Below are 13,590 nucleotides of genomic sequence, written 5' to 3' on the forward strand. Positions count from 1 at the left end.
TTTACTTTGTTAATAATATTTAAATTATCAAATGAGTGGAAGCGCGTTTGCTCATTTTTGTGCGAAACAAGAAAATTACGCTAAAAATTCAGGGTTCTAATATAAAATATTGAATATCAAAGAATATGCTAGTTTATAGATTAAGGTATCTATTTGTACTTTATTATTAATTGTAATTTGTATAATCTTATCTCATTCTTTAAAACTGAAGAAAAAAGCACGATAATTCTTCATGAAGATATCTTTGTATTATAAATCTTGCCATATTGTCATTGCTTCTAAAACTTCTGGTAAATGTGCATGTTTAGTAATCACTGTTTCAGCTCCAGCATCTGTAAGAACATTGGAATGGCTAAGATAACTGTGCGATCCTCCCGTAAAGCCAACAACGCGCATTCCCGCTGCTTTTGCTGCATGTACGCCATGAATAGAATCTTCTATGACAATAACATTTTGTGGTTGTACACATAATTTTTGTGCAGCAAAAAGAAAAATATCGGGTGCAGGTTTTGGTTTTTGAGTTCCAACTTCGAGTGCAGAAAATATTTTATTTTCAAAAAGATCATAAAGATTAACGGCGGTAAGCATCTGTTTTATATCTGCACTCATTGCATTAGAGCAGATACAATAGGGGTATCGAGGTTTAATAGTTTCTATTGCTTTTCTTATACCATCAATGGCACGTAATTTAGTTGTTATTTGTGCACGAAAAAGGTTTGACATTTGATCTATAAGACGAGCGGAAATTGGTTTTTTTGTTTCCTGTTCAACTTTTTGAAGAATATCACGAAAAATAAGTCCTGTGTAGCGTTCACTTAATTCTTCGGGTGATATTTCATATCCCGCTTCTGATAGTAATTGCGCACCAATTTCTGCTGCTAGATATTCAGAATCTACTAAAACTCCATCACAATCAAAAATAATGAGATCGATTTGAGGCATAAGATATTCCTTATTTATAGCTTAAGAGCTTGTAATAAAACGATATAAAGAGATCCTTTTTATAAAAGTATATTTGAGGATATGTCCTATTAATTTAATAAGGTAAGAAATATCTAAACTATGCGCTGAAGAAAAGAAAAATAAAAGTTAATAGATATGAAATTATTTTACCCAATTTTAAAGAAAAAAGGCAATTAGTTTTAAAATAGTTTAACGATCCTTTTACTCTATGTTTGTAAATATAAGGCGTAATATCAAATCCGTAAATCATTTTAACTATAATAGTCTCAGTTCGTATTGTTGAATATTTTATGACAGTTGTTCAGTTTCAAAAAGAGCTGGTTAGTACGTCTTTACAGACACACTGGTGTAATAAAATCCTCAAGGGTGATTGTGTTGCAATGCTGGAAAAGCTTCCTAAGCATTCGGTTGATATGATTTTTGCGGATCCACCTTATAATTTGCAGTTAGAAAATACATTATATCGTCCGGATCATTCACGTGTTGATGCGGTTAATGATGCCTGGGATCAATTTGAAAATTTTGCTGCTTATGATGCTTTTACACGTGCATGGTTATTGGCTTGCCGTCGCGTATTAAAACCCAATGGGACGCTTTGGGTTATAGGATCTTATCATAATATTTTCCGGGTAGGTACGGCATTACAAGATTTAGGTTTTTGGTTACTCAATGATATTATTTGGCGCAAAAATAATCCTATGCCTAATTTTCGTGGGCGCCGTTTTCAAAATGCCCATGAAACTCTTATTTGGGCTGTGCGTGATCAAAAAGATAAGAAATATACATTTAATTATAAGGCATTAAAGGCTGCTAATGAAGATATACAAATGCGTTCAGATTGGCTTTTTCCTCTTTGTACAGGCAGTGAGCGTTTAAAAGATGACATAGGGCGCAAATTACATCCAACACAAAAGCCTCAAACATTATTAGCACGTGTTATTATGGCCTCTAGCAAGCCAGGTGATATTATTCTTGATCCATTTTTTGGTTCGGGAACGACAGGAGCTGTTGCCAAACTTTTAGGGCGTAATTTTGTAGGTATTGAGCGCGAGCAGAGCTACATTGATGCAGCGCATGAAAGAATTGCTATGGTTAAGCCTCTAGCTGAATCGGAGTTAACAATTTTAGCAAATAAAAAAGCAGAACCGCGTGTAGCATTTACTAATTTACTTGAGGCAGGTTTGTTATATCCTGGAATGATTCTTTATGACCGGAAGAAACGAGTATCTGCTACTGTAAAAGCTGATGGTACTATTATGTATGGCGGTGAAGCTGGTTCTATTCATATGATGGGAAGAAAAGCTCAAGCTTCACAAAGTTGTAATGGCTGGACATTTTGGTATTATGAAGAAGATGGTCAGTTGAAATCAATTGATGATTTAAGAATGATAATCCGTTCGCAAATGTTAAAAACTGGCATTATGTGAGCAATAAATCACATTTATTTGCCTTTCAAATCTCAATAAATTAGCACTAAATTAAATACTAAAGCTTTTACGCAAGCAAAGCTATTTTAGTTTAAAAGAGTTGGGGATTGCTACAGAAATAGCTTTTTTCATAACGGTAGGAAGTGCCTCTTTGGAAAGATCATGGATGTCACACCACCAGCCGTTTTTGAGTTTCGTTTCGCTAATACTATCGACACAATAGACGTCAAGTTTCAGAGAAAAATGAGTAAAAATATGTGTAACTTGTCCTTTAAATTGCCAATTGGCATGGAAAGGTGCATTTTGGAGTTCATTTTCACCATTTGTTCCAATATGATTGGGTATTTGGGTCATTCCGTTGAGTAGCCTGTTACTCTGTTGTTTTTCTAAGTAAATTTGCTTATTTTTATTGAGTACTACAAAAGCAACGCCAGTTTTAAAGGGTCGTGCTTTTTTAGAGGCTTTAACTGGAAATGCTTCTGTTGTATGCATTTTCTTTGCTTTGCACAGATTTTGAAGAGGGCAGAGTAAACAAGATGGTTTACGTGGTGTGCAAATTGTTGCACCTAAATCCATCATGGCTTGTGCAAAGTCACCAGGACGGTTTAAATCAGTAATTTTCTGAGTTTTTTCTTTTATTTCAGATTTTGCTTTAGGTAATATTGAAGTAATAGCAAATAAACGGGTTATAATGCGTTCAACATTACCATCAACAACAGCCACGGGGTGTCCGAAAGCAATTGCAGCAATAGCTGCTGCAGTATAATCTCCGATACCGGGTAAAGTACGTAATGTTTTTACAGACTGAGGAAATTCACCTTTATAGTTTTCAATGAGTTGATGAGCACAATTTTTAAGGTTGCGTGCCCGCGAATAATAGCCAAGACCAGCCCATGCTTTCATAATATCATCTTGTGATGCTTGTGATAGAGAAGAGAGATTAGGCCAGAGCTTTAGAAATTTTTTAAAATAAGGTTTAACTGTTTCAACAGTTGTTTGTTGAAGCATGATTTCAGATAGCCAAACTTTATAAGGATCAGGGCGAATACCTTCCATTTGTTCTTTAGGGGTAATACGCCATGGCAAATGCCGATGATTTTGATCGTACCAAGAAAGAAGGCGCGAAGAAATTTCATGCATCATTGTCTTCAATCATAGGAAGATATAAAATACAAAGAAAAAATTGTTATAATTTAGTAATAATCTGATATGAAATGAGCAAGACACCTCAAAAGCACCATTTTCATTCTCTTTCTAAGACAGTATCCAGTATGCTTGATCCGATTTTACGCAGACGGACGGGACTTAATATGGCACTTATAGAACACTGGTCGCAGATTGTAGGCTACGATATTGCTGAAGCTACAATACCACTCAAAATTATTTGGAAACGTCGTGCAAATCAAGATGAAATTTTTAAACCTGCGACACTTGTCATAGCATGTGAAGGATTTACTGCGTTAAAATTGATCCATGAAACAGAAGAATTGATTCAGCGAATTAATGGTTTTTTTGGATATGTCGCTATTGACCGTATTAAGATAGAACAAAAGCAAATAGCAACTCTTACTGAGCAGATAAGAGCAGAGCCAACTGTGAATGAAAAAAATAAACAGTGCGTGAAGAAAATACTTAAATGTATTGAAGATGAAAATCTCTATCAATCGCTTTATGAACTTGGATGTTGCATTTTTGCAGAAAAAAATAATAAATAAATCAAAACATTTTTGTATATTTTTACTATTATCTTTAATATACAAAAGCACTGAATTTCTACATATCTAATAATAACAGAAAAGTTTTTTTATGCTAAATTATCGTTTTTCTTTATTTTGCATGGTGATTTTAGTTTCGGCTATAACTGTGCAGATTAGTGCGACTACAGCCTTAGCTAGTAAAGTTAAACCAGTTGCAACTGTTGATATGGTTAAGCTTCTTGAGGGGGGTAAGGATAGAGTTGAAGGTGATATTAATGCACCAGTGACTATTGTTGAATATGCTTCAGTTACCTGTGGTCATTGTGCTGATTTTTATAATAATGTGTTTCCCAAAATTCGAAAAAAATATATAAAAACGGGTAAAGTAAAACTTATTTTTCGGGAGTTTGCTTTTGATCCTCGAGCAACGGCAGGCTTTATGTTGGCGCGATGTGCACCAGAAGATCGCTATTTTCCTTTAATAGAGGTTTTGTTTCAAAAACAGAGTGAGTGGGTTTGGGTAGAGGATTCTTTAACACCATTGAAGAAAATTAGTTCACTAGCTGGTTTTACAGATGAGAGCTTTGAAGCTTGTCTAAAAAATCAGTCTATTTTAGATGAAGTGAATGCATCTTTTGAGCGTGGAAAAGAATTTGGTGTTACAGCAACACCTACCTTTTTCATTAATGGTAATAAGTATGAAGGTTTGATGTCAGAGAAAGATTTTTTCTCAATTATTGATAGTTTTCTTTGAACACACACACATTCTACTAAGAAAATAAACAATTGGTAATTATGGCTGTTCTCCTTCTTTTCTATAAAGGATTACTTTGGTGCGTCTCTGAAACAACGTTTTGTTTGGTTAAGCGAATTTTGGATCGAATGATTCCTTTGGATAGTTAGCTTAGGTCGAATGATACTTTAATGCTGATAATAGGAGAATTTGTACAGTGACAAAATGGGTTTATAGTTTTGGTGATGGTAACGCAGAGGGAAGCACAAATGAGCGTAATCTCCTTGGCGGCAAAGGGGCTAATTTAGCAGAAATGAGTAAGCTTGGCTTACCTGTACCTCCCGGATTCACTATTACAACAGAAGTTTGTAACTTTTATTATACGCATGACAAAGCATATCCAGAGGAATTGCAAGGAGCTGTCAAGCAGGCACTCAAACGCATTGGTGAACAAACAGGCCGCGAGTTTGGTAGTAAAAGCACACCGCTGTTACTTTCTGTTCGTTCTGGGGCTCGGGCTTCTATGCCAGGGATGATGGATACAATTCTTAATCTTGGTATGAATGATGAGACAGTGAAAGCAATCGCTTTGCAGACTAGTAATGAACGCTTTGCTTATGACAGTTATCGCCGTTTTATCCAAATGTATTCCAATGTTGTTTTAGGTTTGGATCATTCGTGCTTTGAAGAGATTCTTGATGAGGTAAAAGTATTCAACGGTTATGATGTCGATACAGAAATGACAGCCACTGATTGGAAAAACGTTATTATTTCTTACAAAGCATATGTTGAAGAAAAGTTAGGTGAGCCTTTTCCGCAAGATCCTGAAAAGCAACTGTGGGGTGCAATTGGTGCGGTTTTTTCAAGTTGGATGACTACTCGTGCAATCACTTATCGTCGTTTGCACAATATTCCTGAAAACTGGGGGACAGCAGTTAATGTGCAGGCCATGGTGTTTGGTAATATGGGTGAAGATTCTGCAACAGGTGTTGCTTTTACACGCAATCCATCGACAGGGGAAAAAGAGCTTTACGGTGAGTTTTTAGTCAATGCACAAGGTGAGGATGTTGTAGCAGGTATTCGTACTCCACAAAATATCACTGAGGTTGCACGGATTGCTGCTGGTTCGAATAAGCCATCACTAGAAAAAATTATGCCGGAAGCTTTTTTAAGGTTTTGTCAAATTGCACAGAAACTTGAAAAGCATTACCGTGATATGCAAGATCTTGAATTTACAATTGAAAAAGGTAAATTATGGATTTTACAAACTCGCTCGGGGAAGCGAACAGCACGTGCAGCCTTAAAAATGGCAGTAGAAATGGTTGAAGAGGGGTTGATCAGTTGTGAAGAGGCGGTGATGCGCATTGAACCAAAATCTCTTGATCAACTTTTACATCCAACTCTTGATCCCAAGGCGACTCGTTTTGTTATAGCACGTGGTTTACCTGCTTCTCCAGGTGCAGCAACTGGTGAAATTGTTTTTACTTCAGAAGAGGCAGAAGCAGCATCAAAAAAAGGCCGTAAGGTTATTTTGGTGCGTGTGGAAACAAGCCCAGAAGACATTCATGGTATGCACGCTGCAGAAGGAATTTTAACAACACGCGGTGGCATGACAAGTCACGCTGCTGTTGTAGCACGTGGTATGGGAAAGCCCTGTATTTCTGGTGCAGGTAGTGTACGGATTGATTATACCACAAACACAATGATTGTTTCGGGAGAGACTTTTCAAAAAGGAGATGTCATTACAATTGATGGTGCAAGTGGAGAAATTCTTAAAGGAAAGGTTGCAATGTTGCAACCCGAGCTTTGTGGAGACTTTGCTCAATTAATGGAATGGGCTGATAAAATACGGCGTATGAAAATCCGTGTTAATGCTGAAACACCATCTGATGCACGTATGGGGCGTTCTTTTGGAGCTGAAGGTATTGGTCTTTGTCGTACTGAGCATATGTTTTTTGTTGATGAACGTATTGTTGTTATGCGTGAAATGATTTTAAGCAATGATCAAGATGGACGTCGTAAAGCATTGGATAAGCTTTTGCCAATGCAACGGTCAGATTTTGCAGAATTGTTTGAAATTATGTCTGGTTTACCTGTCACTATCCGTTTTTTGGATCCTCCTTTGCATGAGTTTTTACCAAAAACGGATGCAGAAATTCTTGATGTTGCAATGGCTATGGGAATTCCTGCTGAAATTATTTCCGAGCGGGCGCAGCAACTACATGAATTTAATCCTATGCTTGGGTTACGAGGATGTCGTTTGATCATTACTTACCCTGAAATTGCTGAAATGCAGGCACGAGCAATTTTTGAAGCGGCGGCAGATGCTGCTCAAAAGTCTGGATCTCCTGTTATGCTTGAAATTATGATACCGCTTGTTGCACTTAAATCTGAATTGGATTTTGTGAAAACCTGTATTGACGATGTAGCTAGTACAGTAATGAGAGAAAAGGGAAAGGATATCCAGTATATAGTTGGGACTATGATTGAGCTACCAAGAGCAGCTCTTCGTGCAGATGAGATTGCTGAAACTGCAGAATTTTTTTCGTTTGGAACAAACGATCTGACACAAACCACTTTTGGTATTTCACGTGATGATGCAGCTCCTTTTTTAGCAACATATTTTCAGAAAAAAATTTTGGAACAAGATCCTTTCGTATCAATTGATCGTGATGGAGTAGGGGAGCTTATCGCTATTGCTGCGCAACGTGGTCGTTCTCAGCGTGCAAAAATTAAATTAGGTATTTGTGGTGAACATGGAGGAGACCCTGATTCTATTGCTTTGTGTGAGGCAAATAACTTAGATTATGTTTCATGTTCACCTTTTCGAGTACCAATTGCACGTTTAGCTGCGGCACAAGCAGCAATTTCCCAAAAGGTATAAGAATCTAAAGATATCATTCTTTACTTTAATGGTTTTGGTATATTGGGATAATATTTTAATACATTGCTAAAGGTAGAAAACAATTTCTTAAGGTGTCTTGTTTGAGTTATGTATATAGAAGACAGCATTGCTTTTGATGTGTTTTATGAAAAAGATTAAGGTACAATAGCATGTTATGCATACATACCGTGTCTTATAATGCATAATATTAAGGTATTATTAGATTACAGGTTTTTATTGAATGCTAATAGTGATGTTTTTTACCTGTAAAATAGCAGGTGAATATATTAAAAAGAGACAAAAATGCACTTATAAATTGCCAACAACTACCAAAATGAACGTTGTGTAGAGTATATATGATCTTATAAATAAGTATTTACTTGTGTCATGTGAATAAAATCTCTCCATAGGATACGAAATTGGAAGAGAGTTTTTTGTAAAAGCGCTTTATAATTTGTGACTATATAGTACTCATAGTGGGATAGAATCTCTAAGGGGGTAATATTTATTAGTTACTGTTACTTCATTAATGCTGCTCATTTAGTTTTTGTTTGTTTTGCTTCCCCCATCCACGATGGATCCAAACTAATACATAAAGTTCCAAATTTTTTATACTATCTGTTTTAGAAATTTTTATTATTGAAGTTTTCTGAGCATATTTCAATATCTTAGAAGGAGGGATGATTTATGGAAAGCAATTTTATAGTTGGGAGTAAGTAGTATCGTTACGTATGAGAAGTTTATTTAATGATAGCACGTGCTCTTCTATTGAATTTTCTAAACCCAATTGCGATAATATTTATCTATAATATGATTAACTAAAAGAAAAAGTACTGTTTTTATACACTAAAACTTTATATAATTTACTGTATTTTTAAGTGTTTCTTTGTTATTGTTATGTGATAAATATAGTGTAATTGAGATGTTATCAATCGTATGAAAAGTATGCTAAATTTTGATTTTAAATATTAAAATCAATAATAGTTAAATTTATGAATCAGTGTATTTTGAAGTATTTGTATTTATAAATGATGGAAAAGTATTACAAGTTTTACACTGTGAAATGACAATATTTTATACTAAAAAACTATAATAGCTATAATATGAACTAAAACTATTTAATCAAAAAATAAACGTATAGATTTTTTGAGTGGAGTTCTTTTAATATTTGTGGTGTATTAATCTATGTTATTGTAATGATTAGAAAGCTTTTATAAGAAGAAAAATGAAAGCTTTAGCTTTCAGATATTGCGTACAATTACAAGAATCTGTATAAGGCGCGAGCGTAGTATAATAGTTTTCTTTTTTTGGGGTATAGCCAAGCGGTAAGGCACCGGTTTTTGGTACCGGCACTCCCTGGTTCGAATCCAGGTACCCCAGCCAAATATCAATGAAGTAAATCGGTTATTGTAAAGATAAGGAAATTTGTGCTTATTGATTCTATTATCTTATTTTTCGTTATCTCGCACTTTTTTGATTGTTTTTTAATGACTTAGTAGGAGAACAATTTTCTATAAATTGATCCGGCATATTTTTTATTGGTGCCATTATAATATGTAGTTTCTCATTAGTTTTTAGTTGATTTATCAAAATGGCTTTTAAAGCTAAATTGATTGTAAACAAATCTTCAATAACATTTGCTTTTGGGTGCTGTAAGTGCCAAAATAGATTTTGAGAGAGAGCTTAATAATTAGAATCGAGGAGATTTTTAAAATGGCTTTTGAATTAGCTGAATTGTCTTATGATTATGACGCCCTTTTACCTTATATGTCACGTGAGACGCTTGAATACCATCGTGATAAGCATCATTTCGCTTACCTTACCAATACAAATAATTTGGTAAAAGATTTAGGTTTAGAAAATAAGAGCCTTGAAAATATTATTAAGGAAAGTTTTGGTAAAAATCCTGGTTTGTTTAATAATGCAGCTCAATCTTATAATCATCACCACTTTTGGAATTGGATGAAAAAAAATGGTGGTGGCCAGAAACTACCTGGAAAATTAACAAAGGCTATTGAATCTGATCTTGGTGGCTATGAGAAATTTCGTACAGATTTTATTGCAGCTGGTAGTACTCAATTTGGTTCTGGTTGGGCGTGGGTAGCTATTAAAGATGGCAAGCTTGAGATTATGAAAACACCCAATGGCGAAAACCCTCTGATTTATGATGCTCAACCTATTTTAGGTGTTGATGTGTGGGAGCATTCTTATTACATTGATTACCGTAATGCACGCCCGAAATATCTTGAGGCTTTTGTGGATCATTTAATTAATTGGGATTATGTTTTGGAGCTGTATGAAAATTGCGGATTTTAAGCAGTTTATAGAGCTATTTATCCTATAAAGAATAAAGGCTTCATAATTTATTGAATTATGGGGTCTTTATTAGCTAGGTGTTTAATTATCAATAATTTTTCCAACTATTTTTAGGATATATGCGTATATATATGCGGTTTCTTCCAATTTTAAAAAACGTCCAGCCGCACCTGCATGACCTGAATCCATATTTATACGCAATAAAATTGTATTATCATCTGTTTTAAGATCACGCAGTTTTGCTACCCATTTCGCAGGTTCCCAATAGGTTACACGGGGGTCTGTTAATCCTGCAATGGCAAGAATAGGGGGATATTCTTGGTGTTTGATGTTATCATAGGGTGAATAAGAAGCGATAAGGTTATAGTCTTCTTTTGATTCAAGAGGGTTACCCCATTCAGACCATTCTGGAGGCGTTAAGGGCAATGAAGCATCTAGCATTGTTGTTAAAACATCAACAAAAGGGACATTAGCGACGATGCCGGCAAAATCTTGAGGAGCTAGATTTGCTATAGCTCCCATCAGCATTCCTCCTGCTGAGCCACCTTGGGCGATTAGCCGGTCATGAGCAGTAAATTTATGATTTACAAGATGACGTGCACAAGCAATAAAATCATTAAATGTGTTGTGTTTTAAAAAATGTTTTCCTTTTTCATACCACTCAGTGCCTTTTTCTTTTCCACCACGAATATGAGCAATAGCATAGATAAAGCCTCTATTGACTAACGAAAGTACATTACTATTAAAACTTGCAGGAATAGAGAATCCATAAGCGCCATAACCGTAAAGTAGACAAGGTGCACTACCATTAAGTGCGGTAGTTTTATGGTAAATAAGAGAAATAGGAATTTTTTCACCATCATTTGCAATTGCTGTAATACGCCGTGTTACATAGTTGTCTTTATTATGCCCAGAAGGGATTTTTTGTATTTTTAAAAGCACTCGTTTACGATTTTTTACTTCATAATCAAAAATTTGATTAGGCGTTGTCATAGATGAATAAGCAAAACGAATGGTTTGGCTATTATATTCTGCAGCTCCTTGTAGATCTAAAGAATATGCTTCTTCTGTAAAGGCAATAGAATGAATTTGTTTGGTTGAGCGCTCCATGAGTTGTATAGAAGGAAGCCCTTCAAATTGTTCAAACCAAATAAGAAAATCTTGATAGGCATCGTGAGATAGGATCAGTCGTCCGGGTTGATGGGGTACAAGCTCAGACCAGTTTTCTGATTGTGGAGATGAATATGGGGCGACCATGATTTTAAAGTCTTTTGCATTATCCTGATTGGTAAGAATATAAAAAACATCGCCTCCTTCTGTAAGTGAATATTCAATGCCCTTTTGTCGTTTTTGTACACATTGGGGTGCTGTAAGGGGTGCTTTAGCAGGGATAAGCCAGGTTTCTGATGTTTCATGGTCATGAATATTAATATAGATAACGTCATTAAGTTTAGAACCGCTTACATGTAAGAAAAATCCGGGGTTATCTTCATGAAAAATAAGTTTATCTTGAGATGCGTCAGTGTTTAATTGGTGGTAATAAAGTTCTGAGGGGCGGTGGTTATTGTCCATTTTAGTATAGAAAAAGCCTTCAGATTTGGCGTCCCAGACGAGTTGTCCGGATGTATTTATGATTGTATCTGTGTAGTCAGATAATGTTTTAAAGCTGCGAATTTTAGCTGTATAGAATTCAGAACCCTTATCATCATAGGTCCACGCAACATGTGTATGGTCAGGAGATATATGGACTGAGCCAAGATTAAAATAATCTTTGCCTTCAGCCAAAACGTCACCATTAAGGTAAATGTTTTTTTTACCTCCATTTCTTGGTGTACGAAAATAGTGTGGCTGTTCTCCACCAGTTTTATAGCATAACCCATAGGCAAAAGGACCACGTTTTATAGGAACGGAACTATCATTTTCTTGAATGCGGCTTTTCATTTCTGAAAAAAGGAGATTTTGTAATGTTTTTGTATCAGCCATTTGAGAGGTTTGATAAGCATTTTCTTCTTCAAGATGGCGTCGAATATTTTCGTCAAGGCAGCTAGGATTTTTTAAAACATCTTGCCAATTAGATGCACGCAGCCAATGGTAAGGATCATTGCGGTAAATACCGTGATACATCTTTTTATAAATGATTTTCAGTGCTTTTGGGGGAAGTTTAGGTAGATGAGTCATCATAGTCCTATTTAAAAGATCTTAATGGTTTTGTTCATATGTTAGAGTAACATCATTCACGCAAGTAGCGTGAACTTGTAAATTCTAATTTGCGTGTAAAACATGGTTAAGTGAATTTTTACAGTTTATGAACGTATTTTTATTCGTCGTATGTTATAGATATTATCTGCTATCAAGATAATGATATTTTTGTTAATGGGTTTTAAAATAGTCAGTATTAAAATTGAATTTGACTTCTCCACAGCGCAGTAAATCTCTATTAGATATACAAAAAATATACTAAGAATAGGGATACCAAAATCTGAATAGAAAAATTCTTTGGATATTGTGTTAAGATGTGACGTTATGTTTCTCAGGTATTAATTACCACATTATTTTTAGTTGGCTTTATACGTTTTTGATTTTTTATTTTGTTCACCGTGTTCTTTTTTATTGAAATTAGAAAATTATTTAAGGCACTTTTTGTATTCAGAAAAAGTTATTTATTTATATCAGGATTGAGATTTGTATGGTGAATACAAAACTGTAAAACTATCATTGTTTAATAAAAAACTCATTCTATATATCATAATTTTGTATTAAATATCTTTATAAATTCAATGAAAAATAACTAATTTTATGCTATATTTATGTTTATAGATGATATTTTATAACACAAAATTACCTCATAAAAGGAACATGTTGAATTTTTATAATATAATATGTCAAAAAAGAGGAGTTTATTTGTTTTTTCTGTGTTGAGATGATTTTATAAAATAATTGAATTGACAAAAAAGATTTTTGTACAATATGAAACTTATATGCATTAAAATTTCAATATCATGAGTGTAAATGCGAATATTGCCTCAATTCTAAAAATTAAAGGAAACAAGGATGGAACATCACCCAGTCCTAGAGACTGAAAGCAATTTAGTTATTACGTTAGTTGCTGATATTGTTGCTGCTTATGTAAGTAATAATTCAATTCGGCCGACTGAAGTGCCAGGTCTAATTGCTGATGTTCACGCTGCTTTTTTGAAAGTGGGGAATGCTGCATCAGCAGAAGCTGGAGTTGAAAAGCAAAGGCCTGCTGTTAATCCAAAACGTTCGATTTTTCCCGATTATCTTATTTGTCTTGAAGATGGAAAGAAGTTTAAATCTTTAAAGCGTCATTTGATGACACATTATAAAATGTCGCCTGAGGATTATCGTGAAAAATGGCAATTGGATAGCTCTTATCCTATGGTTGCGCCTAATTATGCAAAGGCTCGTTCAACTTTAGCTAAGGAAATGGGGCTTGGGCGCAAACGCCAAAAAAAGAAAACTAAGTAATCATATTTTTAAAAAAGTGCTCTTCAGATTTAACGTCTAAGGATATTTTTTTAGAAAATATGTTTTTATGAAGCGGTTTAT

Annotated in this window: 9 protein-coding genes and 1 tRNA gene; 7 read left to right on the forward strand and 3 right to left on the reverse strand. The window is 34.8% G+C overall.

The genetic code is table 11. The annotated features are described in order from the left end of the window. Positions 1-249: 249 nt before the first annotated feature. A complete protein-coding gene (locus BWD162_RS01250) occupies positions 250-942 on the reverse strand; it encodes an HAD family hydrolase (RefSeq protein ID WP_078705101.1) in 693 nt (230 codons plus the stop codon). Positions 943-1,253: 311 nt separating this feature from the next. On the opposite strand from BWD162_RS01250, the gene BWD162_RS01255 reads away from it, so the two are divergent. Beyond that, complete coding sequence (locus tag BWD162_RS01255; RefSeq protein WP_078705102.1) at positions 1,254-2,390, forward strand: site-specific DNA-methyltransferase; 1,137 nt, start codon at positions 1,254-1,256, stop codon at positions 2,388-2,390. Between the two features lie 81 nt (positions 2,391-2,471). On the opposite strand, the gene mutY is transcribed toward BWD162_RS01255, so the two are convergent. Beyond that, entirely contained in the window at positions 2,472-3,530 is a 1,059-nt protein-coding gene (gene mutY / locus BWD162_RS01260; RefSeq protein WP_078705103.1) for an A/G-specific adenine glycosylase, read from the reverse strand. Between the two features lie 74 nt (positions 3,531-3,604). Here mutY and BWD162_RS01265 point away from each other — a divergent pair, with 74 nt between their 5' ends. The 5 genes from BWD162_RS01265 to BWD162_RS01285 all read left to right on the forward strand — a co-directional run bounded on the left by BWD162_RS01265 (position 3,605) and on the right by BWD162_RS01285 (position 10,020). Then, positions 3,605-4,105, forward strand: a complete 501-nt coding sequence (locus BWD162_RS01265; protein WP_078705104.1) for a DUF721 domain-containing protein — start codon at positions 3,605-3,607, stop codon at positions 4,103-4,105. Between the two features lie 91 nt (positions 4,106-4,196). Further along, on the forward strand, positions 4,197-4,841 hold the full coding sequence (locus BWD162_RS01270; protein WP_078705105.1) for a DsbA family protein: 645 nt from the start codon (positions 4,197-4,199) through the stop codon (positions 4,839-4,841). A 196-nt stretch (positions 4,842-5,037) separates the two neighbouring features. Continuing rightward, positions 5,038-7,704, forward strand: coding sequence for a pyruvate, phosphate dikinase (gene ppdK / locus BWD162_RS01275; RefSeq protein WP_078705106.1), 2,667 nt, complete (start codon positions 5,038-5,040; stop codon positions 7,702-7,704). 1,308 nt (positions 7,705-9,012) lie between these two features. Further along, positions 9,013-9,087, forward strand: a tRNA-Gln gene (locus BWD162_RS01280). 330 nt (positions 9,088-9,417) lie between these two features. Beyond that, positions 9,418-10,020: a superoxide dismutase gene (locus BWD162_RS01285; protein WP_078705107.1), complete on the forward strand. Its 603-nt coding sequence runs from the start codon at positions 9,418-9,420 to the stop codon at positions 10,018-10,020. Between the two features lie 81 nt (positions 10,021-10,101). On the opposite strand, the gene BWD162_RS01290 is transcribed toward BWD162_RS01285, so the two are convergent. After that, positions 10,102-12,198, reverse strand: coding sequence for a S9 family peptidase (locus tag BWD162_RS01290; RefSeq protein WP_078705108.1), 2,097 nt, complete (start codon positions 12,196-12,198; stop codon positions 10,102-10,104). Between the two features lie 873 nt (positions 12,199-13,071). Here BWD162_RS01290 and BWD162_RS01295 point away from each other — a divergent pair. After that, positions 13,072-13,509, forward strand: coding sequence for a MucR family transcriptional regulator (locus BWD162_RS01295; protein WP_078705109.1), 438 nt, complete (start codon positions 13,072-13,074; stop codon positions 13,507-13,509). Positions 13,510-13,590 lie beyond the last annotated feature (81 nt).

It is taken from the genome of Bartonella sp. WD16.2 (assembly GCF_002022505.1).
Classification (GTDB): Bacteria; Pseudomonadota; Alphaproteobacteria; order Rhizobiales; family Rhizobiaceae; genus Bartonella.

What these genes read in the sequence shown, in the direction of transcription:
- BWD162_RS01250 (WP_078705101.1), bottom strand. Translation starts at nt 942, where the DNA reads ATGCCTCAAATCGATCTCATTATTTTTGATTGTGATGGAGTTTTAGTA.
- BWD162_RS01255 (WP_078705102.1), top strand. Translation starts at nt 1,254, where the DNA reads ATGACAGTTGTTCAGTTTCAAAAAGAGCTGGTTAGTACGTCTTTACAG.
- mutY (WP_078705103.1), bottom strand. Translation starts at nt 3,530, where the DNA reads ATGCATGAAATTTCTTCGCGCCTTCTTTCTTGGTACGATCAAAATCAT.
- BWD162_RS01265 (WP_078705104.1), top strand. Translation starts at nt 3,605, where the DNA reads ATGAGCAAGACACCTCAAAAGCACCATTTTCATTCTCTTTCTAAGACA.
- BWD162_RS01270 (WP_078705105.1), top strand. Translation starts at nt 4,197, where the DNA reads ATGCTAAATTATCGTTTTTCTTTATTTTGCATGGTGATTTTAGTTTCG.
- BWD162_RS01285 (WP_078705107.1), top strand. Translation starts at nt 9,418, where the DNA reads ATGGCTTTTGAATTAGCTGAATTGTCTTATGATTATGACGCCCTTTTA.
- BWD162_RS01290 (WP_078705108.1), bottom strand. Translation starts at nt 12,198, where the DNA reads ATGACTCATCTACCTAAACTTCCCCCAAAAGCACTGAAAATCATTTAT.
- BWD162_RS01295 (WP_078705109.1), top strand. Translation starts at nt 13,072, where the DNA reads ATGGAACATCACCCAGTCCTAGAGACTGAAAGCAATTTAGTTATTACG.